General features: G+C 68.2%; 24 protein-coding genes. 12 read left to right on the top strand and 12 right to left on the bottom strand.

Annotated elements, in window-relative coordinates:
• The first annotated feature begins 131 nt into the window (after window positions 1-131).
• From ACWDUD_RS16045 to ACWDUD_RS16060, 4 genes are all read left to right on the top strand, one after another.
• Entirely contained in the window at window positions 132-1,451 is a 1,320-nt protein-coding gene (locus tag ACWDUD_RS16045; RefSeq protein WP_450109925.1) for a YhgE/Pip domain-containing protein, read from the top strand.
• 75 nt (window positions 1,452-1,526) lie between these two features.
• Complete coding sequence (locus ACWDUD_RS16050; protein ID WP_450109926.1) at window positions 1,527-3,758, top strand: MMPL family transporter; 2,232 nt, start codon at window positions 1,527-1,529, stop codon at window positions 3,756-3,758.
• 110 nt (window positions 3,759-3,868) lie between these two features.
• On the top strand, window positions 3,869-5,275 hold the full coding sequence (locus tag ACWDUD_RS16055) for a selenium-binding protein SBP56-related protein (RefSeq protein WP_450109927.1): 1,407 nt from the start codon (window positions 3,869-3,871) through the stop codon (window positions 5,273-5,275).
• A gap of 44 nt (window positions 5,276-5,319) precedes the next feature.
• The gene (locus ACWDUD_RS16060; protein ID WP_450109928.1) at window positions 5,320-6,909 is read left to right on the top strand and encodes a bifunctional 3'-5' exonuclease/DNA polymerase; all 1,590 of its coding nucleotides are present in this window, start codon (window positions 5,320-5,322) and stop codon (window positions 6,907-6,909) included.
• Here the strand turns inward: ACWDUD_RS16060 and ACWDUD_RS16065 are convergent.
• From ACWDUD_RS16065 to ACWDUD_RS16080, 4 genes are read right to left on the bottom strand one after another with little or no spacing between them, the layout of a single operon-like run.
• Window positions 6,858-7,748, bottom strand: coding sequence for a DNA-3-methyladenine glycosylase family protein (locus ACWDUD_RS16065; RefSeq protein ID WP_450109929.1), 891 nt, complete (start codon window positions 7,746-7,748; stop codon window positions 6,858-6,860). The genes ACWDUD_RS16060 and ACWDUD_RS16065 overlap by 52 nt on opposite strands.
• The gene (locus tag ACWDUD_RS16070; protein ID WP_450109930.1) at window positions 7,745-8,332 is read right to left on the bottom strand and encodes a methylated-DNA--[protein]-cysteine S-methyltransferase; all 588 of its coding nucleotides are present in this window, start codon (window positions 8,330-8,332) and stop codon (window positions 7,745-7,747) included. Before ACWDUD_RS16070 ends, ACWDUD_RS16065 begins: the two co-directional genes overlap by 4 nt.
• Window positions 8,329-8,829 carry an RNA polymerase sigma factor gene (locus ACWDUD_RS16075; protein WP_248674173.1) on the bottom strand — a complete coding sequence of 167 codons (501 nt, stop codon included), beginning with the start codon at window positions 8,827-8,829 and terminating at the stop codon, window positions 8,329-8,331. Before ACWDUD_RS16075 ends, ACWDUD_RS16070 begins: the two co-directional genes overlap by 4 nt.
• Window positions 8,816-9,313, bottom strand: a complete 498-nt coding sequence (locus ACWDUD_RS16080) for a methylated-DNA--[protein]-cysteine S-methyltransferase (RefSeq protein ID WP_248674174.1) — start codon at window positions 9,311-9,313, stop codon at window positions 8,816-8,818. Before ACWDUD_RS16080 ends, ACWDUD_RS16075 begins: the two co-directional genes overlap by 14 nt.
• Before the next feature lie 182 nt (window positions 9,314-9,495).
• Here ACWDUD_RS16080 and ACWDUD_RS16085 point away from each other — a divergent pair, with 182 nt between their 5' ends.
• The 3 genes from ACWDUD_RS16085 (at window position 9,496) to ACWDUD_RS16095 (ending at window position 11,627) form a co-directional block, all read left to right on the top strand.
• Window positions 9,496-10,239, top strand: a complete 744-nt coding sequence (locus ACWDUD_RS16085; protein WP_248674175.1) for a GNAT family N-acetyltransferase — start codon at window positions 9,496-9,498, stop codon at window positions 10,237-10,239.
• A 55-nt stretch (window positions 10,240-10,294) separates the two neighbouring features.
• Complete coding sequence (locus ACWDUD_RS16090; protein ID WP_450109931.1) at window positions 10,295-10,909, top strand: maleylpyruvate isomerase N-terminal domain-containing protein; 615 nt, start codon at window positions 10,295-10,297, stop codon at window positions 10,907-10,909.
• Between the two features lie 85 nt (window positions 10,910-10,994).
• The gene (locus tag ACWDUD_RS16095; RefSeq protein ID WP_420750178.1) at window positions 10,995-11,627 is read left to right on the top strand and encodes a ribulose 1,5-bisphosphate carboxylase large subunit; all 633 of its coding nucleotides are present in this window, start codon (window positions 10,995-10,997) and stop codon (window positions 11,625-11,627) included.
• 48 nt (window positions 11,628-11,675) lie between these two features.
• On the opposite strand, the gene ACWDUD_RS16100 is transcribed toward ACWDUD_RS16095, so the two are convergent.
• The 5 genes from ACWDUD_RS16100 to ACWDUD_RS16120 form a co-directional block, all read right to left on the bottom strand.
• Complete coding sequence (locus ACWDUD_RS16100; protein ID WP_420750199.1) at window positions 11,676-12,413, bottom strand: SDR family NAD(P)-dependent oxidoreductase; 738 nt, start codon at window positions 12,411-12,413, stop codon at window positions 11,676-11,678.
• A gap of 14 nt (window positions 12,414-12,427) precedes the next feature.
• Window positions 12,428-13,459 carry a phosphotransferase family protein gene (locus ACWDUD_RS16105; RefSeq protein WP_450109932.1) on the bottom strand — a complete coding sequence of 344 codons (1,032 nt, stop codon included), beginning with the start codon at window positions 13,457-13,459 and terminating at the stop codon, window positions 12,428-12,430.
• Entirely contained in the window at window positions 13,456-14,673 is a 1,218-nt protein-coding gene (locus ACWDUD_RS16110) for an acyl-CoA dehydrogenase family protein (protein ID WP_450109933.1), read from the bottom strand. The genes ACWDUD_RS16105 and ACWDUD_RS16110 overlap by 4 nt, the downstream gene beginning before the upstream one ends.
• Window positions 14,674-14,762: 89 nt before the next feature.
• The gene (locus tag ACWDUD_RS16115) at window positions 14,763-15,389 is read right to left on the bottom strand and encodes a TetR/AcrR family transcriptional regulator (RefSeq protein WP_450109934.1); all 627 of its coding nucleotides are present in this window, start codon (window positions 15,387-15,389) and stop codon (window positions 14,763-14,765) included.
• A 51-nt stretch (window positions 15,390-15,440) separates the two neighbouring features.
• Entirely contained in the window at window positions 15,441-16,568 is a 1,128-nt protein-coding gene (locus tag ACWDUD_RS16120) for an NDMA-dependent alcohol dehydrogenase (RefSeq protein WP_248674177.1), read from the bottom strand.
• Between the two features lie 150 nt (window positions 16,569-16,718).
• On the opposite strand from ACWDUD_RS16120, the gene ACWDUD_RS16125 reads away from it, so the two are divergent.
• The gene (locus tag ACWDUD_RS16125) at window positions 16,719-17,159 is read left to right on the top strand and encodes an SRPBCC family protein (protein ID WP_450109935.1); all 441 of its coding nucleotides are present in this window, start codon (window positions 16,719-16,721) and stop codon (window positions 17,157-17,159) included.
• 102 nt (window positions 17,160-17,261) lie between these two features.
• Window positions 17,262-17,876, top strand: coding sequence for a dihydrofolate reductase family protein (locus ACWDUD_RS16130; protein WP_450109936.1), 615 nt, complete (start codon window positions 17,262-17,264; stop codon window positions 17,874-17,876).
• Window positions 17,877-18,074: 198 nt separating this feature from the next.
• On the opposite strand, the gene ACWDUD_RS16135 is transcribed toward ACWDUD_RS16130, so the two are convergent.
• A complete protein-coding gene (locus ACWDUD_RS16135) occupies window positions 18,075-18,434 on the bottom strand; it encodes a CD225/dispanin family protein (protein ID WP_450109937.1) in 360 nt (119 codons plus the stop codon).
• Window positions 18,435-18,574: 140 nt separating this feature from the next.
• Window positions 18,575-19,159 carry a TetR/AcrR family transcriptional regulator gene (locus ACWDUD_RS16140; RefSeq protein ID WP_450109938.1) on the bottom strand — a complete coding sequence of 195 codons (585 nt, stop codon included), beginning with the start codon at window positions 19,157-19,159 and terminating at the stop codon, window positions 18,575-18,577.
• Window positions 19,160-19,254: 95 nt separating this feature from the next.
• On the opposite strand from ACWDUD_RS16140, the gene ACWDUD_RS16145 reads away from it, so the two are divergent.
• From ACWDUD_RS16145 to ACWDUD_RS16155, 3 genes are read left to right on the top strand one after another with little or no spacing between them, the layout of a single operon-like run.
• Complete coding sequence (locus ACWDUD_RS16145; RefSeq protein WP_450109939.1) at window positions 19,255-20,268, top strand: hypothetical protein; 1,014 nt, start codon at window positions 19,255-19,257, stop codon at window positions 20,266-20,268.
• A gap of 43 nt (window positions 20,269-20,311) precedes the next feature.
• Window positions 20,312-21,382, top strand: a complete 1,071-nt coding sequence (locus ACWDUD_RS16150) for a DNA polymerase III subunit beta family protein (protein ID WP_450109940.1) — start codon at window positions 20,312-20,314, stop codon at window positions 21,380-21,382.
• Complete coding sequence (locus ACWDUD_RS16155) at window positions 21,379-21,885, top strand: hypothetical protein (protein WP_450109941.1); 507 nt, start codon at window positions 21,379-21,381, stop codon at window positions 21,883-21,885. Before ACWDUD_RS16150 ends, ACWDUD_RS16155 begins: the two co-directional genes overlap by 4 nt.
• Window positions 21,886-21,897: 12 nt before the next feature.
• Here ACWDUD_RS16155 and ACWDUD_RS16160 read toward each other — a convergent pair whose 3' ends face one another.
• Window positions 21,898-22,770, bottom strand: a complete 873-nt coding sequence (locus tag ACWDUD_RS16160; protein WP_450109942.1) for an SGNH/GDSL hydrolase family protein — start codon at window positions 22,768-22,770, stop codon at window positions 21,898-21,900.
• Window positions 22,771-23,291: the final 521 nt, after the last annotated feature.

Consider the following 23,291-nt stretch of genomic DNA (forward strand, 5'->3'; position numbering starts at 1 on the left):
ACCAGCAGTTCGTCGGAGGTCGGTTTCGCAGGGGTGGGTGTGCACAATCTATGGGCCGGACCATCGGCCCGGTACACGTGGACGAAGGACCTCGCCACACGCTGTTCGCCGCCATCCCCCGGAAGGCCGGAATGAGTTCCACCGAGAGCATCGTCGATCCGCATCACGACACCCTGCGCGGTCCGCGCTTCTGGGTCGGACCGATCGTCGTGGTGACCGCCTTGATGGCGGCGCTCGCCTATCTGTACCTCGGCAGCATGATCAGCCCCGCCGATCACCTGCGGAAATTCCCGATGGCGATCGTCAATCAGGACGTCGGCGACGTGATGCCAGGATCGGACGCCCGCCGGAACCTCGGTGACGAGATCACCGCCGGGATCCTCGACGGCATCGACCCCGAGCGCATCGACATGCAGCCGATGGGTATCTCGGCGATGAACTCCGGGCTCGACAACGGCACGCTGTACGGCGCGATCGTCATCCCCAGCGACTTCACCAAGCGCACCTCGATCCTCGCGCAGGCCAGCGTCGTGCCCGGCGACATCGAGAAACCGATCATCACGGTCTACACCAACCCGCGTACCGGCACGTTCGGCACGAACATCACGCAGACCATCGCCAACCAGGCCATGGCCACGGTGAACGCCACGATCGGCGAACAGCTCACCCGCACGGTCGAGGACACCCTCGCGACCTCGGCACCGGACCTGCAACTGTCCGGCGGCAGCCGGATCACGCTGGCCGACCCCATCAATGTGCTCACCGTCCCGCACAAGCCGCTGCCCGACAACACCGGCGCCGGCCTGTCCGCGTTCTACTACACGCTGCTGCTGATCCTCGCCGGTTTCACCGGCGGCATGATCGTCAACACGATGGTCGACCAGGCCCTCGGCTTCCAGCCCGCCGAGTACGGCCCGCGGTTCATCGCCCGCGAGACGACCCACCTGTCCCGGATGCGGGTGCTGCTCATCAAGTGGGGAATCATGTTCGTCGTCGCGATGATCGTCTCGGCCCTGTATCTGTGGATCGGCACCGCGCTCGGTATGCCGTTCCCGCGCGCACTGCTGATGTGGGAGTACGGCACCCTCGCGATCACCGCCGTCGGGGTGACCGCACTGGCCGTGGTGTCGATCTTCGGTCAGGCCGGTCTGCTCGTGAACCTGCTGCTGTTCGTCGTGCTCGGCCTGCCGTCGTCCGGCGGCACGGTGCCCCTCGAGGCGATGCCACCGCTGTTCGATTGGCTCTCGACGTTCGAGCCGATGCACCAGATGTACATCGCGACCCGCGCGATCCTGTACTTCGACGGCCGCGGCGCCGCCGGGCTGGCGCACGGCGTGTGGATGACGCTGCTGGGTCTGGCGATCGGACTGGTGCTCGGCGCGGTGATCACGATGATCTACGACAAGCGCGGTTTCCACCGTCGCGCAGACGCCGCGCAACTGCCCGCGTAGCAACCCTGGCTCCGGTCGGCCCGGCGTGTTGTACTGATGCGACGCGTCTACCGACCGGACGATTCAGGGGGCCCGATGGCCGAATCGGTATCGACGGAAACTCGGAGCGACGACGGATCGATCCCGCCGCCGCGGCGAAAGCTGCCGATCTTCACGATCGTCGCGCTCGCGATCATCGCGTTCCTCGTCGGCGGCATCGGCGGGTCGTTCCAGGCCAAACTCACCGAGGTCCAGAAGAACGACAACGCCTCGTTCCTGTCACGCACCGCGGAATCGACGCTCGTCGCCGACGAGACGGAACGATTCGTGCCCGTCCAGTCCCTGCCGGGTTCCGTGGTGTTCCACCGCGACAGCGGCCTGACCGACGCGGACCGTGCCGCCGTTGAATCCGCGCGCACCGCGATCGCCGGAGTGGAGGGTGTCGACGTCGAGGGCATGACCCCGACCGCATTCTCCGCCGACGGCACCACCGCCGCGGTGCCCGTGCCGCTTCTCGCCAGCCGTGACGGCACCGACGTCACCGGCGATCAGCTCGTCGCCACCGAGGAGGCGGTGCTCGACGCCGCGCGCACCGCCGTCGGCGACACCGGGCTCGCGGTGTATCCGGCCGGGGTCGGCGGGTTGCTCACCGCATTCATCGGCGCATTCGAGGGCATCGACAGCTCGCTGCTGCTGACGGCGCTCGCGGTGGTCGTGCTGATCCTGCTCGTCGTCTACCGCTCCCCCGTGCTGTGGGTGTTTCCGCTGTTGTCGGCGCTGCTCGCCCTCGGCATGGCGTCGATGATCGTGTACTTCCTCGCGAAGGCCGACATACTCACCCTCAACGGGCAGAGCCAGGGCATCCTGTTCGTCCTCGTGATCGGTGCCGGCACCGACTACGCCCTGTTGCTGGTGTCGCGCTACCGCGAGGAACTGCACACCTACCCGAACCGGTTCGACGCGATGATCCGCGCGTGGCGGGAGTCGGTGGGGGCTATCACCGCTTCTGCGGCGACCGTGACCGTGGCGCTGCTGTGCCTGATGTTCTCCGAGCTCAATTCCAACAAGGGTCTCGGGCCGGTCGCGGCGATCGGCATAGCTTGCACCTACCTGGTGATGATGACGTTTTTGCCGGTGTCGCTGGCGGTCGCGGGCCGGTGGGTGTTCTGGCCGCGGCGGCCGATGCCCGATCATGCCGTCGACCTCGCCACGCACGGGATGTGGGGGCGGATCGCGTCGTGGGTGGGCCGGCACGACCGGCCGGCGTGGATCGGCACCACCCTCGCGCTGCTCGTGCTGTTCGCCGCGGGCATCGGCAGCCTGCACACCGACGGGCTCACGACCACCGAGAGTTTCACGACGAAACCGGACGCGGTTACCGGCCAGGAGCTCTATGCCCAGAAGTTCTCCCCCGGCGCCGGCGCACCCGCGGTCGTCACCGCGAACGCCGACACCGCCGATGCCGTAATCGCGGCGATCTCCGGGGTCGAGGGCATCGCGCCCGGTCCGGGCGCGGTGTGCCCGCAGATCGACTATGCGAAGGCGCGGGCCCTGCTCGCCGCGAACCCGGGTCTTGCGTCCGCGCCGGTTCAGGGATGTCCGCCCGCGGCGCTGACCGTCGCCCCGATCGACGGTCGCACCATGATCAACGCCGAGCTCGCCAACTCCTACGATTCACCCGCGGCGCTCGCCACGATCGAACGGCTGCGCGACGCCGTGCACGCCGTACCCGGCGCCGACGCGCGGGTCGGCGGCACCACGGCCGCGACACTGGACGTGCAGCAGTCCTCGGTGCGCGACCGGAACCTCATCATCCCGATCGTTCTGGTCGTTATCTTCGTGGTTCTGTCCGTGCTGCTCCGGTCGCTGCTCGCGCCGCTGCTGCTCATTGCGACGGTGGTGCTGTCGTTCGCGACGGCCCTCGGTGTCAGCGGCTTCTTCTTCACGCACGTCTTCGGATTCGCCGGCGCCGATCCAGCGTTCCCCCTGTTCGCCTTCGTGTTCCTCGTGGCGCTGGGCATCGACTACAACATCTTCCTGATGACGCGGGTTCGCGAGGAAACCGTCCAGCACGGCACCCGATCCGGAGTGCTGCGCGGGCTGGCCGTGACCGGCGGTGTCATCACCTCCGCGGGTGTGGTGCTGGCCGCGACATTTTCGGTGCTCGGAATCCTTCCGCTGGTGTTCCTCGCCGAGATCGGTTTCACGGTCGCGTTCGGGGTGCTGCTCGATACCATCGTGGTGCGCAGCATTCTCGTCCCGGCCCTGTCCCACGACCTCGGCCGGATCATCTGGTGGCCGTCGGCGATGGCTCGCGGACGCCCGTAGGGCTTTTCCGACGAATGCTTCGCCCAGACGACGGTGCTCACCACGGTTCCGCCCCTCGGGCGGTTCTCGTACTCTGTGAAATGGGGTTTTCCTCAACGAAGGAGGCTGCAATGAGTCAGCCGATCATGGACCCGACCTTCTATCGGACGGCAGCGGACGCGGCCGCCGCCCCGCCGGAGCGATTGGCCTACGTGGCCGCGTTCGATCGCGCGGCGGACAAGCCCGACGCGATGAGCGTGATCGACGTGGATCCCGACTCGGACACCTACGGCCGCGTGGTGGGCTGGACCGAGGTTCCCGGGCTGGGCAACGAGCTGCATCATTTCGGCTGGAACGCCTGCAGCAGCGCGTTGAAACACGAGGGCCACGATATGGCGGGGTTGGCGCGCCGATACCTGATCGTCCCGGGTCTGCGCTCGTCTTCCCTCAACGTGCTCGACACCCAGCCCGACCCGCGTCAACCCACCGTGACCAGGGTCGTGGACGCCGTCGACCTCGCCGCCAAGGCAGGCTACTCCCGGCCGCACACGTTGCATTGCGGGCCGGACGGCGTGTTCATGACCTGCCTGGGCAGTGCCGACGGATCGGACGGCCCGGGCGGGATCGCCCTGCTCGATCACGGCACGTTCGACGTGCTCCGTCAATGGGAAACCGACCGGGGGCCACAATATTTCGCGTACGACGCTTGGTGGCATCTCAACCAGAACACGCTGATCAGCAGCGAATGGGGCACACCGTCGATGATCGAGGACGGGTTGGTACCCGAGCTGCTGCTGGCGAACGAGTACGGCCATGCGATTCACTTCTGGGACCTGTCCACGGGCGCGCACCAGCAGCGAGTGGACCTCGGCGCGCAGCACCAGATGCCGCTCGAGCTGCGCCCCTCGCACGACCCGGAGGCCACGTGGGGTTTCGTCGGCGTAGTCGTCTCGACCGAGGACCTGTCCGCGTCGGTATGGCGTTGGCACCGTGACGATGGCGGCTGGGCAGTGGACAAGGTGATCACCATCGCCGCCGAGCCGGCCGAGCCGGACCTGCTGCCGCCGGCGCTGAAGCCGTTCGGAGCGGTGCCTCCGCTGATCACCGACATCGACCTGTCCGTCGACGACGCGTTCCTCTACGTCTCGTGCTGGGGCACCGGCGAACTCAAGCAGTTCGACGTGCGCGACCCCGCCCACCCGAGGCAGACCGGGTCCGTCCGGCTCGGCGGAATCGTCGGGCGCGGCGCACATCCGGCGGTACCGAGCGAGCCGCTGTCCGGCGGTCCACAGATGGTCGAGATCAGCCGGGACGGTAAGCGGGTCTACGTCACCAACTCCCTGTACGGCGCCTGGGACGACCAGTTCTACCCGGAGGGGGTCGGCGCCTGGATGGCACTGCTGCACACCGACCCTCGCGGCGGGATGGCCATCGACGAGCGCTTCTTCCCACACGGCGAGGACTTTCGGGGCCTGCGGGCGCACCAGGTTCGCCTCCAGGGTGGCGACGCTTCGTCCGATTCCTACTGCTACCGGTAGCGACCGCCGGCGGGAATGTCGGAGGGTGCGGGCACACTGGACCGATGCGAATGGTCGTGGTCCCCGACGCCGCTGCGGGCGGTGAGACGCCGGGCGCGAGCATCGTCGCCGTCGACGACGCCGGTGGTCCGCTGGGCGCGGTGACCCGGCATCGCGATCTCGCCGAGGCCGTGCGCGACATCGAGGCCGCGGATCGTCCCCGATGGGTCTGGTCGAACACCGCCGCCGTGTATCCGGCGCTGTTGCGCGCCGGCGTGCGGGTTCAGCGATGCCACGACCTCGCGACCACCCGCGCGATCCTGGGCATGCGCGCGGGTGTGCCGGTTCCCCTGGGCGACGAGCCGATCGACGACCGCCCCGGCCTGTTCGACGCGGCGCCCGCCGCCGACCCGAACGCGGTGATCACAGAATTCACCGAGCACCGGACGGCGCTGGCCGGCAACGCCCGGCTCGAACTGCTGGTGGCGGCGGAATCGGCGGGCACCCTCGCGGCCGCCGAGATGGGATTCGACGGACTGCCGTTCTCCGCCGACGCGCACCGGCGGCTACTCGAGGACGCGCTGGGGCCACGGCCGCTCGGATACGACCTGCCCGTGCGGATCGCGGAGTTGAACGAGCGGATCGGGGACGCCTTCGGCCGTCGGCTCAATCCCGCTTCCCCCGCCGAGGTGATCGACGCGTTCCGCCGCGCCGGAATCGAGCTGACGTCGACCCGCAAGTGGGTGCTGCGGGAAATCGACCATCCCGCCGTGCCGTTGCTGCTGCAACACCGCGACCTGTCGAAGCTGTTCAGCGCCAACGGGTGGCAGTGGCTCGACACCTGGGTACGCGGGTCGCGGTTCCGGCCCGTGTACGTGCCGGGCGCGGTGGTGTCGGGCCGGTGGGCCAGCCGCGGCGGCGGCGCACTGCAGATTCCGAAATCATTGCGGTCCAGTGTGATTGCCGACCCCGGGCACACATTCGTGATCGCCGACGCCGGGCAGCTCGAACCACGGATCCTCGCGGCGATCTCGGGCGATCCCCGCATGGTCGCCGCGGCCGGCGCCGACGATCTGTATGCACCGGTCGCGGCGGACGTGTTCGGCGGCGACCGTGGCAAGGCGAAGGTCGCGATTCTCGCCGTCCTGTACGGCGGGACATCCGGCGACGCGCGCCCGCTGTTGCCCTTGCTGCGCAGTCGTTTTCCGATCGCCGTCGATTATGTGGAGCGGGCTGCCCGCGCCGGTGAACGTGGCGAGGTGGTGCATTCGTGGCTGGGACGGGCGTGCCCACCGCCGGAGGACGGTTTCCACGAGCACGGTGATGCACGGGCGCGTGGTCGCTTCACTCGCAATTTCGTCGTGCAGGCCACCGCCGCCGAGTGGGCACTGTGCGTGCTCGCCGAACTGCGCCGACGACTCATGACGGACCCGGATCGTACCGTCGGCGAACTGGTGTTCTTCCAGCACGACGAGCTGGTGGTACACACCCGCAACCCGGATGCTGCGGCCGCGCACCTCCAGGCGTCGGTCGCGGTCGCGACGCGATTGTTGTTCGGCGACACTGCCGTCCGATTCCCGATGAAGATGTCGGTACGGACCTCCTACGCCGAGGGCGACGAACCGACACCGGACGATGCCGAGGACGCCGAATAGACGGCTTCGGTCCACAGGTGCGTCGCGGCGTAGGCACGCCACGGGCTCCACGATTCGGCGCGGGCTTCGGCTTCACGGGCCGTCGCGACTCCGAGCGCGCGCCGCAGCACCAGGTCGCCGGACGGGTAGGCGTCGCGGTCGCCGAGGGCACGCACCGACAGGTAGTCGACGGTCCACGGCCCGATTCCCGGCAGCGCCAGCAGCTCGGTCCGGAACTCCGGCAACGACGGGTGCAGGCCGTCGGCGACAGCACGGGCCAGGACCCGCACGGTCCGTGCACGCGACCGGGTCAGCCCCACAGCGGCGCGCAGTTCGTCGGGGTCGGCGTCGGCGAGCCGGTGTGGCAGCGGGAAGCACGTGTATCCCTGCGGCGCGGGGTCGCCGTAGGCCGCGACGAGCCGCGCGGTGAACGTGCACCCGGCCGCGACGCTGACCTGCTGGCCGATCACCGTCTGCACCGCCGTCTCGAACCAGTGGGTGGAGCCGAGCACCCGCAGCCCGGGACGCGCCGCCACCAGCGGCGCAAGCAGCGGGTCGACGCTCAGCGCGGTGTCGACGGCGACCGGGTCGGCGTCGAGATCGAGCCAGCGGCGCACAGCCTGCTCGAGTGCCGGGACGTCGCCGCGGTGGGTTGTATCGATCTCCGCCCGCACGATAGCGGTGTCGCCCAGCGTGACGGTGACGACGGCCGGGCCGAGTTCGCCGCGCACCGCCCGCGTGTGGGTGCCGAGGGCCGCGTCGTGTCGTCCGAGACCGGGCACGGTGTGACCGCGCAACGCCGCGAGCAGCGGCGCCGTCGCGAACGGCCCGGTCACCGGAAGGTCGACGACGGCGCTCACGCCGACGACTCCAGCTGCAACAGTGCGCGTTTGGCGTCGACACCGCCGACGTACTGCCCGATCCCGCCGTCGCTGCGCACCACCCGGTGACACGGAACGATCACCGGCAGAGGATTTTTCGCGCATGCGGTGCCCACGGCCCGGACCGCGCGGGGACTACCCGAGGCCGCGGCGACCTCCGCATAGCTCGCCGTGTGCCCGTAGGCGATGGTCGGTAGATGCACGATGACATCGCGTCGGAATCCGGTGGCGAGCCGCAGATCCAGCGGAAGGTCGAAGGTGTGGCGACGGCCGTGGAAGTACTCGTCGAGCTGTCGTGCCGCGGAGTCGAGCCGCGCGGGTGCTTCGAGGATGCGCGGACTGATCCGGGCGGCGAGGTCGTCGAGGATGTCGTCGTATCCATCGGATGCGAACGCGACCCGCACGATTCCGGCGCCGGTCGCGGCGACGAGCAGCGGTCCGACGGGCGAATCGACGACACGATAGGCGAGGTCGAGCAGACCGGCGGCTTCGGCGTCGACGACGAGGCGGGTGTGCAGCCACGCGAGATCCGTCGTGGACACCTCGGGGCGGGGAAGGTTCATCGCCGGGCTCCTGTCTCGAGCTGGTAGTGACGGCGCAGCGCGGCCCGTCCGTCGGCTGCGGCACGGCGGGCCGCGTCGGTGCTGTTCCCGAGGATCTCGGCGATCTCCGCGTACGGCAGACCCGCGACGTGGTGGTAGACGACGGCGGCGCGCTGTGTGAACGGCAGCGCCGCGACCGCCTGCCACAGTTCGTCGTCGCCGGAGCCTGGGATACCGGTGGAAGCCGGCCGCTCCGGCAGGGTCTCGGTGGGCACCGGGATGCGGGCGCGGACGCGGTGCACGTCGATCGCCTTGCGATGCGCGATGGTCACGAGCCACGCCTCGACATTGCGGCCGGGCTCGAGGTCCGGGTAGGCCCGCAATGCCGCGAGGAACGTTTCGGACCAGGCGTCGTCCGCGTCGACCGGCCCGAGCAGTGCCCGGCACACCCGCAGCACGGTCGCGCCGTGCGTCGCGACCACCCGTTCGAACGGCGGTAGCCGGTCAGGCCGGGGCATGAACGGTCCGGAACTCGCGGTCGAGGAGGAACCGTTTGCGATCGAGCCCACCCGCGTAACCGGTGAGGGTGCCGTCGCTGCCGATGACACGGTGGCACGGCACCACGATGCTCACCGGGTTCCGGCCGTTGGCCGCGGCGACCGCGCGGATCGCCGTGGGGCGACCGATCGCCGCTGCCAATTCCGCATACGTGCACGTGGAGCCGTACTCGATCGCGCGCAGCGCGGCCCAGACGCTGCGCTGGAACTCCGTTCCCACGAGCGTGAGCGGCATCGTGAACTCGGTGCGGTCCCCGGCGAAATACTCGTCGAGTTGCTCGCGGACCTGCTCGAAGCCGCGTTCGGTCTGCGAACCGAAGGTCGCCGGATCGGGACGATGCCGATGCTCGGCGAGGTACAGGCCGCTGAGTGCTCCGTCCGTCTGCACCAATGTCAGCGGTCCGATCGGTGAGTCGATGAACGTGTGGGTTCGCGTCGCGTTCACGGGTTCGATCCTTCCATCCGTCGTATACCGGGTAGACGCATCGACGGATGCAAACGTGAGATTACCGGCTCGATTTCCCGCTCGCCCCGAGCCGTCCTTCGGCCGCAGGCCCGTTGCGCGCAGCCTGAACAGAACCGGTGACAGGCGAAAGTTCCCGTGATCGAGTATCGAGCGTGCCCGAGGTGACCACAGCTTCTTCGACCACGATCGACACGACGGTGGACGAGGACGTCCACCCACTCGACGATCCCATCCGGCAGTCGCTGCGCGGAGTTCACGCGCATTTCGCGCGGTGGTCGGGTCGGATCGGCGGTTACCAACCGGACGTCGCGGGACACATCGGGCACCCGGCGGTGATGCGGGACGAGGATTGGGCGGATCTCGCCGCGCTCGTCGGACCGAGCACCGAGGTGGCGGTTCGCGGACCGGGACACGAGCCGCCGCAGGGCTGGGAGACGCTCGGCTCGTTCGGTCTCGTCCAGATGGACGGCACGGATCTGGTCGTCGAACCGGACCCCGACCTCGCGGTCCTCGGCACCGCCGACGTCCCGGAGATCCTCGATCTCGTGGCCCGCACCCGGCCGGGACCGTACCTTCCGCGGACCGTCGAGATGGGCACCTACCTGGGCATCAGGGTGGACGGGCGCCTGGTCGCGATGGCCGGGGAGCGTCTGCATCCGCCGGGATGGACCGAGATCAGCGCCGTGTGCACGGATGCCGAGTTCCGTGGGCGCGGGTTCGGCGCGCGCCTCGTGAGGGCCGTCGGTGCCGGGATCCGCGCACGCGGCGAGATCCCGTTCCTCCACGCGTCGGCGGCGAACACGACCGCGATCCGGCTCTACGAGAACCTGGGGTTCACCCTGCGCAAGCGATCCGTGTTGACGCGGGTGCGCACACCAGCCGAGCGGCCGATGGTCTGCCGGTAGAGGACATGCGTGGTTTCATTCTTCCGTCGGGTTCGATCTGTTCGACGGAGAAGACATGGAATCACCGGTAGCGACGTATGTGTCTGCGGTACGCAGTATCTCGGAGTTGGTCCGCACCGTTCCGGAGAACCGCTGGAGCGGACCGGGGCTCGGCGAGTGGGACCTTCGCTCCCTGATCGGTCACGCCTCGCGCTCACTGACGACGGTCATGACGTACATCGACAACTCTGCCGACGCCGAGGACATCGCGAGCCCGGAGCAGTACTACGAACGCGTGAAGGAGCTGTCCTCGGTTCTCGGCGCGGACGAGATACTCGAACGCGGCCGGCAGGCAGGTGCCGACCTCGGTGACGACCCGGTGGCGTCCGTCGATGCTCTTGCGAAGGCGGTGCTCGAGCGACTCGGTGCCGGTGAGGATCAACTGATCCGGGTGATCGGAGGGTCGGGGATACGGCTGCATTCCTATCTCCCCACGCGAACCTTCGAGCTCGCCGTCCACGGCCTCGATATCGCAGCCGCCGCGGGTGTCCCCTACACGCTTCCCGACGATGTCCTGGCGGAGTCCACGCTGCTGGCCGCGAGAATCGCGGTGGCGCTCGGAGACGGGGCGACCGTGCTGAGAGCTCTGACCGGCCGGATATCCCTGCCCCGAGACTATTCCGTCGTGTAAGTGCGTAGGCTCCCGCGCCGGTTGCCGAGAGCACTTCCCGACTCCTCCGCACGGACCGCCACAGCCCGTCCGGCAGGATGAGCGCATGCTGTCGCTTTTCGCCGTTCCTCTCGGTGCCGCCCGCATCGTTCTGGACAGGACCGTAGAGGTCGCCGAGTTCGCGGTGTCCGTCCCGGGCCGCGTCGTAAATCTGCTCGAAACGACCGAGGCCCTGGTGGGACGCATCGACGCCATCGCCACCGACGCCCGCGAGATCGTTGCCCGGATCGACGATGTGGTCACCGACGCCCGCGCGACCGTCGGTCGGGTCGACGCGGTCGTCGACCGCAGCTCCGCGGTGGTCGTGGAGGTGACCGCCGTCGCGGACAGTGCGCAGGAGGTGGTGGCCTCCGTTGCCCGTACGTCCGAAACGGCGAGCGAGCTGCTCGACACCTACGCGCCGGTGGCCCGGCAGGCGGCTCCGCTCGCCACACAGTTCATCGACGAGCTCAGCGCCGAGGAAGTGCACGCCGCGGTCGTGCTGCTCGATCAGCTGCCTGAGCTCGCGGATCGGATGACGGCACTGATGCCCATCCTCGGCACCCTCGAGACCGTCGCCCCGGAAATCCACGAACTGCTCGGGGTCGCGAAGGACGTGCGGCAGGCGATCGTCGGCGTGCCGGGATTCAACTTTCTGCGCCGACGCGGCGAGGAGAAGGAGAACGGCAACGACGCCTGACCGTGTGCGCGGTCAGGCGTCGTTGAAGTTCACCGTCGGTACAGGGACCTATGCCCGGTAGCCGTCCGTCCCGGCCCGGCTGAGCACGAGCCGCGACAGGACCGCTCGCGAGGACAGCTTGAGCAACGCGTCGACGATCTCGACGACGTCGTTCACCTCGAGCATCTCGTTCGCGGGGATCTTCTCCTTGATCCAGTCCGACATGTCGGTGTCGACGTAGGCCGGGGCGATCGCCGACGCGCTGATCCCGTTGCCCGATTCCTCGGCGTTCAGGGTCTCGACGAGGGAGATCAGCGCGGCCTTCGTCGCACCGTAGACGGACAGCCCCGGTTCCGAGTACACGCCGGTAATCGACGACAGTGCAATCACTTTCGCACCACGGTCCGGCTGGGCAGCGGCGGCGGCACGCAGCAGCGGCAGCGATGCCTGCAGCAGCGCGAAGGGTGCGGCCAGATTCACCGCGAGGGTCTTGTCGAAGCGCCGCATCGGGAACTCGGCGATGTTGCCGGCGGTGCCCACACCCGCGTTGAGCACGAGAGCCCGCATGGTCCCGAAGGTTTCCTCGTGGGCTTCGACGACCTGGACGGCTGCGGCCGGGTCGGCGAGATCGACTGCGACGGCCCGCACCTCGGGCGCTCCCGCCTCGAGCAGTTGCGCGGCGACCTTGTCGAGCCGCTCCGGGTCGCGGGCGCTGATGGTCAGGCCGTAGCCCTGCTCGGCGAGGCGGATGGCGACCCCGAGTCCGATTCCGCGGGAAGCGCCGGTGATCAGCGCGCTGCGGTTCAGCTTGCTATCGGAGCTCACGACGTCTGTCCTTTCAGCGCAGCTAGGCCGGCGGCCACGAACGCGGGGACGGAGTCCCCGGCCTTGTCGAATCCGTCTCCGATGGTCGCGCCGGCGCGCCAACGGTGGTCGATGCCCTGGGCGATCACTGCGAGTTTGAAGTTTGCAAGGGCGAGATAGAAATTCCAGTGCGGGATGTCCCGTCCGGTCGCGACCGCGTACTTCTGGACGAGGTCGTCGGTGGACGGCAGCCGCGGACTGGTCCACGCGGCGGGCATGCCGAGCACCAGATCGAGCGCGGGATTGCGATACACGCACATCAATGCGAGGTCGGTGAACGGGTCGCCGAGCGTCGCCAGCTCCCAGTCGACCACGGCCACAACCTTTCCCACGTCGTCGCCGGCGAGGATGGTGTTGTCGATGCGGTAGTCACCGTGGACGATGGACGGCGCGGGCGATTCGGGGATCGACTCGGCCAACGCCGCATGCAGCCGGTCGATGTCGGGCAGGTCGCGGGACTTGACCCGCTCCCACTGCCCTGCCCACAGCTTCACCTGGCGGGTCACGTAGCCGTCCGGGCGGCCGAACTCACCCAGCCCGGCGGCGCGGTAGTCGACGTTGTGCAGTTCGACGAGCACGCGCACGAGTTCGTCGGTGCACGACTCGATTTCGGCGTCACTGAGAGCGTCGAGATCGTCCTTGCTGCGGATCACCTGGCCGTCGACACGCTCGACGACGCTGAACGGTGCACCCATCACCGCGTCGTCCTCGCACAGCGCGACCGTGCGCGCGACCGGGACGGCGGAGTTCTGCAGCGCATCCGCGACGCGGTATTCACGGGCGACGTCGTGCGCCGACGGGGTGAGCCCCGCGGTGGGGGGACGACGCAGCACCCAGGCGGACACGCCGTCCGAGATGCCGTAGGTGAGGTTCGATTTGCCGCCGGAGATCAGTTCGGCGCGCAATTCGCCGCCGACGGGAACTCCGGAGGATTCGAGGAAGCGTTGCAGGGCAGGAAGATCCAGTCCCTCGTGCTTCACGGCCGTCACGACTGCGCCGCCTTCGCGGCAGCGGCCTTGCGGGCGGCGCCGACGGTGCGCTTGGCGATGGCCCAGCGGTGCACCTCGGACGGTCCGTCGTATACGCGGAACGGGCGGACCTCTCGGGACAGGCGCGCGAGCGGCAGGTCCTCGGACACGCCCAGGCCGCCGCACATCTGCACCGAACGGTCCACGATGCGGAAGATGGCCTCGGCCGCGAAGGTCTTGGCGATGGAGGTCTCGTTCCCCGCGTGCGATCCGCCGTCGAGCGCCCAGCACGCCTGCACGAGCAGAGCGCGGGTGGCGGCGATGTCGATCTCGTTGTCGGCGATCATCTTCTGGATCATGCCGAGGTCGCCGAGGCGGGAACCGAAACCCTCGCGTTCGGCGACGTAGCCGACGGCGACGTCGTGGCCGCGGCGGGCGGCGCCGAGCCAGCGCATCACGTGCGTCATGCGGGCGGGGCCGAGACGGACCTGTGCGTAGGCGAAGCCCTGGTCGACCTCACCGAGCACCGCGGAATCCGGAACGAAGACGTCCTCGAAGAAGACCTCGCAGTGGCCGCCGATCATCGACTTGTCGAGGGTGTTGATGTGCCGGCCCACCTTCAGACCGGGGGTGTCTGCGGGGGCGAGGAACATCGTCGCGCCGCCGCGCTGACCGGGCTCGCCGGACGTGCGGGCCATGATGATGAAGAATCCGGCACCGTCGGCTCCGGTGATGAAGTGCTTGTGGCCGTTGATCTTCCATCCACCAGCGACCTTCTCGGCCCGGGTGCGCAGCGCATTGGGATCGGCACCCGCGCCGGGAGCGGGTTCGGTCATGGCGAACGCGGAGCGGGTGTCACCGGCCGCGAGCGGTGCCAGGAACTGCTGCTTCTGCTCGTCGGTGGCGATGTGCGCGAGCATGTGCATGTTGCCCTCGTCGGGCGCGGCGATGTTCAGCGCGGTCGGCCCGAACAGGGAGTAGCCCGCCGCCTCGAACACCGGGGCACGATCGACCATGCCGAGTCCGTGACCGCCGTACTCGACCGCCACGTGCGGGGCGAAGACACCGGCTTCCTTGGCCGCCTTCTGCAGCTCGATGCGGGCAGCCTCGCCGCCGGCCGCGGCGATGTCACCGCCGTGGGCATCCTCGACGGGCAATACCACGTCGCGGATGAAGTCCTCGGTCTTCGCGACCAGGTCGACCACCTGATCGGGATACGACAAATCGACAGCCATCGCGCACTCCTTCCGTCACCGACCGATCGATCGCTCGGTCGTATCCACGGTGACACATCGACACCGGAAGGGTCAACCCTGGGGCGAAGTCAGCGAGCGCCGACGGCGCTGCGTGCGATGGCCAGATACCGCTCGACGATCTCGTCCGGCGGCAATGGACCGTCGGCCCGATACCAACTGGCCACCGCCACGCACATCGTCGTCACGGCCCGGCTCGCGTCCTCCGGATAGGGCGTCGTGAACTCTCCCGCGGCGACGCCGTCACGCACGATCTCGTCGACCATGCGCTGCTGGGTGTCCCTCAGTGCGACGAATGCCTCCCGGCTCTCGGGTTCCATGCTGCGCATCTCGGTGGATGCGATGAATGCCTCGTTGCGCCGGAACATGTGGAATCGCAGCAGCGACTCGACGACCGCATCGAACCGCTCCGACGGAGTCGGGCCCGCCTCGGCGAGAGCCCGGCGACTGCGGTCGAGCAGGTCGTTCATCACCGTCGTGGTCAGCGACATCAGCAGCGCCTGCTTCGACGGATAGTGGTGATAGAGCCCGGGAACCGAGAGTCCTGCACGCGAGGCGATCTCACGGATCGAGGTGCCGTCGTAGCCACGTTCGGCGAACGCCTCGAGCGCAGCTACCAGCGGTTTCGGCAGCACCGCCGGTTCGTACGTCCGCCACGAGCCGCGGCTGCCGGCGTCGGTTTCCTCTCGGGTGTCCATGGAGACACCGTAGGCGACGCCGGCAGCCCCGTTCGACCGTCCGCGCAGGAATCAGTAGTCGTTGTCGCCGTACAGGACGACCCCGCGCAGGTTCTTCCCGTCGTGCATGTCCGCGTAGCCCTGGTTGATGTCCTCGAGCTTGTACGTCGTGGTGACCAGGCCGTCGAGTTCGAGTTGCCCGCTGCGGTACAGGTCGAGCAGCTTCGGGATCTGCGATCGTGGTCCGACGCCACCGAAGATGGCACCCTGCAGGCGCTTCTGCAGGAGGGTGAGCTCGAACAGGCTCAACGTGACCTGGGTGTCGGTCGCCGCACCCATACCGGTCACGACGACCTGGCCGCCCTTGGCGGTCAGCCCCAGAGCCGGCGCGATCATGTCACCGTGGATCTCGCCGACGGTGATGATCGTGACCTCTGCCATTGCGCCCCAGGTGATCTCGCTGATGACCGGGGCTGCCTCCTCGATCGACGCGAACGTGTGGGTGGCGCCGAATTCGACGGCCTTGTCGCGCTTGAACTGCACCGGGTCGATCGCCACGACGTGCCGCGCGCCCGCGTGGGCCGCGCCCTGTACCGAGTTGATACCGACACCGCCGACGCCGATCACGACGACGGTGTCGCCGACCTGGGTGCCACCGATCGCAGTGGCCGATCCCCACCCGGTGGCGACACCGCAGCCGAGCAGCGCCGCCTTCTCGAGCGGGATATCTTTCTCGATCTTGATGACGGAGGCTTCGTTGACGGTGACGTACGGCGCGAACGTGCCCAGCAGGCACATCTGGATGACCGGTTCGCCGCGCAGGCTCACCCGATACGAGCCGTCCGAGATGGCCTGACCGGTGAGCAGGCCCGCACCCAGGTCGCAGATGTTCTGCAGGCCCTTCGCGCACGACCGGCAACGGCCGCACGCGGGAATGAACGCGAGGACGACGTGGTCGCCTTCCTCGAGGTTCGTCACGCCGGGCCCGACCTTGGTGACGACGCCGGCGCCCTCGTGGCCACCGAGGATCGGGTAGAACGGCAGCGGCGTCGCTCCGCTGCGGAGGTGTTCGTCGGAATGGCACAGACCGGATGCCGCCAGGCGAACCTGGACCTCGCCGGCAACCGGGTCGCCCAGGTCGATCTCGTCGATTTCCCAGGGCTGACCGATTCCCTTCAACACTGCGGCCTTGATCTTCACGAAGCCTCCATCCACTTGCTTGTGTGACACGAGTCACCGTGAGTGAAACAGGCCTACGGAGGTTCGGCAGCGAAATCGTCGAACCGTTTTCCTCGACCCGACTTCCCGCTACATTGGGTAACAGTAATTTGCGTCACGAAGGGTTCGACGATGATCCACGTCCGGCACAGCGCTGTCGCGGCAGTTCCTCTCGATATCGCGTTCGCATACGTGGACGATCACCGCACGGTCCCCGAGTGGATGTTCGGGGTCAGCCGGTTCGAGCCGGTCGGGGCCCAGGTCAGCGGGCTCGGCGCGGTCTTCGACGCCGCGATGCAGATCGGCCCGAAGAGCCTCGACACCCGCCTCGAGGTCGTCGAATGGGAACGCGACCGCATCATCGTGCTCAACTCGGTCGCGGGTTTCCGCACGTCGTCGAGTTGGACCTTCACCGACCTCGGCGACTCCTCCCGGCTCGACGTCGACTTCGGGTACGAGCTGCCCGGCGGCCTCGCCGGGCGCGCGCTGGGGATGCTCATCGAACCGGTCGTCGGCACCGCGGTCCGCCAGACCGAGCAGGCGCTGCGCACGCGCCTCGGCCAGTTGGTCTGATCAGAAGTTGCCGCGGGCGGCTGCTTTCGCCTATCGCCGCCCCGATGAATTCCGCTCCGCCCGGCGGTCTGATCCCTGTGGAACCCCCGAAGGGAGAAGCGGATGAAACTCACGGTGACCACGTTCGTCTCGATCGACGGAGTCGCACAGGGTCCGGGCGGACCCGAGGAGGATCTCAGCGGTGGCTTCGAGCGCGGTGGTTGGGTGGTGCCGCTGTTCGACGACGACACCGGCGCCTTCATCGAGGAGGTGTTCGGCCGCATCGATGCGTTCCTGCTCGGCAGGAAGACCTACGACATCTTCGCCGCGTCGTGGCCGAACGCCACCGACCCCGACGACATCGTCGCCAACCGGCTCAACACCCTGCCCAAGTTCGTCGCCTCCACCACGCTGACCGACCCGAAGTGGAGGCCGACCACCGTGCTCGACGGCGACATCGTGTCTGCCGTGGCCGAGCTGAAGACCCGTCCCGGTCGCGAACTACAGGTTCACGGCAGTCTCGAGCTCGTGCGCACGCTCCACGAACACGATCTCGTGGACGAGTACAACCTGCTGACGTTCCCGGTCGTCGTCGGTCAGGGTCGCCGGCTGTTCGCCGAGCGCGGTCTCGATACCGCGATGTCGCTCGTCGAGTCGCGCAGCACGAGCACGGGCGTGATCATCGCGGTGTACCGGCGGGATGGGCGTGCCGAATTCGGAACGATGGAAGTCGAGTGAGTTCGATCCGGTCGGGAACTCGGTGAGCCCAGTGACACCCGGTTCGTGCTCACCCCTCCTCGAGCACGAATCATGCTGGGCTACAGAAACTCTGATGTTCCCGACCGGATCAGCCGACCGGCCGAACCCTCCCCCGGTTTCGACCGGCCGGACGCTCTCGATACGGATGTTTCGACGTCGACGCCGACCCACCGACGGTCAGCGGTAGGAGTAGTCCGAGTACGACGGGAGATCGTTCATCGCCGACATGGCAGCGGCGAAGATGACCACGTAGAACACGATCAGCGCGACGACGAAGATCGCCCACACGAGCAACGCGATCCTGCCGAGTCGCTTCGCGCTCGCCGACGCCGCCTGCGCACCCGCGTAATCGCCCGTCGCCCACAGCGGGTACACCTTCGCGGCATGCGAGAACGCCGAGAACGCGAGCGGCCAGAAGAAGATCAGTGCCGCGACCGCCCAGCCCGTGTTCTGCGGCGGCAGCGCCGGGCGGATCTGCTCGACGGGAGCGTTGTACTGGAATCCGCCGGGCCGAATGTTCTGAGTCTGTTGAGCCATGTCGCCTCCGTGTGCATCCGTGTTGCCGTTCGTCCGAAGATGAGATGCAGCGGCGATGAGAAATGTTCCCGCGACTTTGTGGGCCTTCGGCCCCGGTGTGCCTTTCTGGCGGTCAGGGCCGCCAGAAAGGCACACCGTCGTCACAACGCCGCGCGCGCTCCGGCGATGTACGCCTCGGCGTCGAAGTCCTCGATCAACGCTTTCTGGACGATGAATCCCTGGGCGATACCCAGAACGATCGGCGCGAATTCGGTTGCCCAGGTATGCGAGTCGGTTTCGATCGCGGACGGATGCTCCTCGGCCCACGCGGCGAGCAGGTCCGTCACGAGGGCGCGCAGTCGGCCGAAGACCGTGCGGACGAGTTCACCGATTTCAGGATCGATCGTGCCGGCCGCCCACAGCTGGAGGACAGCACTGACGGCTTTGCCTTCGTCGAGTCGGTGCAGGAGTGCGGCGACGATATCGCCGGGACCTTCGATCTCGAAGCCGCTGTCGTCGATGAGGGCGCGACCTCGGTCGCCGAGTACGTGGTCGGCGACCGCGACGAACAGTTCCTGCTTGCCGCCACCGAAGTAGCCGTAGATCGCGCCGGCCGACAGGCCGGATTCGGTGATGATGTCGGCCATCGTCGTGCGCTGATATCCCGAGCGGGTGAAGCAGCGCAGAGCGGCGTCGATGATTTCCGCGCGCCGCGCGACACGATGCGCCTCGCTGACCCTGGGCACGACCGAGCCCCTCCGTTTCATGTGCGGTGTTGACAGCCCACCCTATCCGAACGAACTATAGAGAACGAATATTCGTTTTGGATAGGAGCGAGCACATGGGCAACACCTCTTCCCCTCCCGCTTCCAACGCGTTCGCGCGTGCCGTCGCGCTGGCTGTGGGGGCCGCTGTGGTGGTGGGCGTGATCCTCCTGGCGTTCGCTTGGCCGGCCGTCACGTCGGAACCCCGCGACCTCCCCGTCGCGATCGCGGGACCGGAAGCCGCGATCGCACAGGTCACCGGTGTCGTCGCGGCACAGGCCGGCGAGACGCTCGCCCCCACGCCCGTGAGCGATCGCGCGGCCGCGATCGGCGCCATCGAAAGGCGTGAGGTCTACGGTGCGATCGTCCTCGGCTCCGCACCCGGCGCAGCCCCCGAGATCCTCGTCGCCACGGCCGCGAATGCCCAGGTGGCCCAGATGCTTCAGACGATGGGCGCGCAGATGGGTCAGCAGACCGGTGCGACCGTCAGGGTGACCGATGTCGTTCCGTTCGCCGAGTCCGATCCGCGCGGCGCGAAAATGTCGGCGGCCGCGTTCCCGCTGGTGCTCGGTGGAATGGCCGGTGCGGTGCTCATCTCGATCGCGATCGCTACCGCCTTGCCGCGCGTCGTAGCCCTCGTGGCGTATGCGGTCGCGGCCGGATTGCTGCTCGCCGGCATCCTCCATGGCTGGTTCGGTGGGCTCCAAGGCAACTACTGGGTCAATGCCGCTGCGATCGGGTTGACGGTGGTCGCGATCTCCGCGCCGATCGTTGGGCTGCGGAGCCTTATCGGTATGCCCGGTATCGGTGTCGGGGCGTTGCTGATGATGCTGATCGCGAACCCGATCTCCGCCGCCGCGATGCCGGTCGAGTTCATCCTCGCCCCGTGGGGTGCGATCGGGCAGTGGTTCCCGCCAGGCGCGGGCGCGACCCTGCTGCGGGAACTGTCGTACTTCCCCGACGCGAACACCGCGTTCCCGTGGACGGTCCTGGCCGTGTGGGCGGCAGTCGGCGTGCTGTTGACGTGCATCGCCGCCGCGCGGGAATCGAAGGTCGTCGACGAGACCGAGGAACTCGCAGCCGTCGGCTGATCGGAGTTGAGTTTCACGTTGGTTGAAACCCCATGATGACGTGGTGCCACCTTCTGATCTCATGTCGATCGGGGTCTTCGCCGGGCGTTCCGGCCTGACCCCGAGCGCGCTGCGGTTCTACGCCGACTCCGAGCTGTTGGTGCCGGCAGAGGTCGATCCTGCATCCGGTTACCGCTTCTACCATCCCGACCAGCTGCCCCGTGCGGACATGCTCCGGCAGCTCCGTGAGATCGGCATGCCGCTGGCGTCGGTCAGAGCCGCCTTGGACGCGGGACCGGCCGAGGCGGCCCGGATGATCGACCTGCACGTCGCGAAGATGCTCGAGGATGCCGCCGCAGCGCGACGGCAAGCCGCTCGCCTCACCGCGGAGCTGACCGATGCACCCGGTATTCCGATCGCCACGTTGAAGGGACCGGTGCTGGCGGACGCGGTCGGACAGGTCTCGAGCGCGACAGCGCGGGAGCCGTCGATGCCGGTGCTCGACGGCATCCACATCGAGGCCGGTCCGCACGCGATCACCCTGACCGCAACCGATCGGTACCGGCTCTCGACGCGCACCCTGGTGCCCGACGAACCGACGGCTGCCACCTGGTCTGCGACGGTCGATGCAGGAGACCTGCGTGCCGCGGCAAACGAGATGCACCGCTGCGCAACAGTCCACGTGGAGGCGTCGGCGCGCGGAATCCGGTTGAGGGTCGCGGAGCGCGACGATCTGCACTGCAGGCTCGTCGCCGAGCCCTTCCCCGACTATCGGGCGATGCTCGCGAACCTACCGGAACCCACCACTCGGGTGACCGTCGCCAAGTACGCGCTCCTGCGCGCGCTGGAGGACAGCACCGGCGAGCACATCACGCTGAGCGTGACCGACGGCGCTCCCGAATTCCTCACCGGCGACGAACAATCCCTCGGATCACTGGACGCCACGGCGACGGGAGCAGATGTCCGAATCTCGTTCCAGCTCACGACGTTCTACCCGGCGATCAGTACCGCGATCGGCCCCGACGTGATGCTGGACCTACGGGGACCAGAACTGCCCGTCACGGTTCGATCCGCCGACCGCGGCGATCTCACGACCCTCGTCATGCCCATCGACCCCCGGGGAGCATCCCGATGACCGTCTCCGCTGATCCCGACCCGACCATGGATGCCATCGCGCAGGCCGTCACCGAAGGACGATCCGGCGACCCTGAGTTCGCTCGGAAACAGTTGCTGGCCTTGTGGTCCGAGATCGGCGTCCTCGGTGACCCACTGCACCGCTGCACACTCGCGCACTATCTGGCCGACCTCTACGCCGATCCCGCACAAGCCCTGGCCTGGGACATACGCGCCCTCGACGCAGCCGATGCCGTGACCGAGCAACGAGTGCAAGAACACCACGCCGATCTGCACATCGCCGGCTTCTATCCGTCACTGCACCTGAACCTGGCCGACAACTTCCGTCGACTCGGCTCTTTCGATGCCGCCGCCGATCACCTCGCCGCAGCCCGCAAGCACGCGCCGAACCTGCCGGACGGGCCGTACGGTGACACCATTCGGGCAGCCATCGACGAGGTCGGCGACGCCATCGTCAGGAAGGACCGCACGCAACGCGCTTCCGCGCCTGGCACTTCCACATAGCGCCGCGGAGGTTCAGCGGCGCACCACTCCGAGCACCCGACGCGCCATGTGCGCCATGCCCGCGGCGTTCGGGTGCAGGGCGCTCGACGACGGGCCCGCCTGGCGCCCCTCGAACCACCGTTGTCCGGGAGCGGCGCACGCGTCGTGTCCTTCCGCACCTGCGGTCACGTCGACGAACTCAGCACCGGCTGTGGCGGCCGCCGCGGCGAGGACGCCGTTCATCATCGCGAAGAAGCCCTTCGCCCAGACTGCGTCGGCGTCGCTGATCGGCAGATTCGGCCAGCATCCGCGATCACCGAAGATTCCACCGTGCCCGACCAGCACGATGCGCGCAGCCGGCGCCTTCAACCTGATCGCGGCGATGGTCGACCACACCTTCGGACCGAGTCCGGCGAGTGCGGACAGCGCCCGGCCGCTCACTGCCGGATCGTTTCGACATCCGGCGTCACCGCCGGGCGTAGCGGCGTAGCACTGGGAAACCAATGTGGGCCAACTGATGTCGTTGCCACCGATGCTGAGCGTCACGAGTGTGGTGTCCGACGGCATCTGCTCGATCTGCGGCGGCACCGGCCCCTTCGACGTGTGCTGCGGCGTGTTCGTCACGTGCACGGTGTGCGCTCCGGTGCACGACAGGTTATGGAACGACGCCGCGCCCACCCCCTGCGCGACGAGCATCGGATAGCCGAGGTCGGAGCGTTGGCACGCGTTGGTCTGCGCAACCTGGTCGAGGGATGGCCCGGCGGCCCTGGAGTCTCCGAGCGCGACGTACCGCACACCACCGTTCGCAGGGACGGCAGATGCCGTGGCCGGAAGCACGAACGAGACAGCGGCGGTGGTCGCGACGACGGCGGCGGTGACGGCGGCGCGGATTCCAACGGGCTTCATGATCAGCAGTATCTGTGACGAGCACCGTGACGACGGGGAGATTGGGCGTCGCGTTTCTGTGTCCGGGAACAACGAGCGCAGGTGGCGCACCCGTTTTTCCGCAGGTGGCGCACCCGTTTTCCGAGCGAGCGGCACATTCAGTCGATCTGAAGAGACGAGCGGTACATTCGCTCGGACGCGGCTCTCGCGACAGCGACACGCCGACACGCATAGAACAGCCGTTCGAGTTGACCGACCCCGCCTCGCGTGGCACCATCCCAAGATCACCTGAAAACAGGTCGACCCCGGCCGGTGCGCCAACACCGATCCGGGGTCTGGGCACACGACAGAAGCGAGACTGTCATGCACCGTAGGCTGGATTCTATCCACGCGCTCGATCGAGGCGCGCATCGGCGAGCGACTCCGCTCGATCCCCTGTCGACGTCTTGACACTTCCGCCCTTCGACCCCGCCGGTCGAGGGGCCACAGGCGTTTCACTTACACGGTTGTGTACGAGGGCCGTTCCGGTAACCGAGGCATGA

The organism is Rhodococcus sp. NPDC003382 (assembly GCF_053589135.1).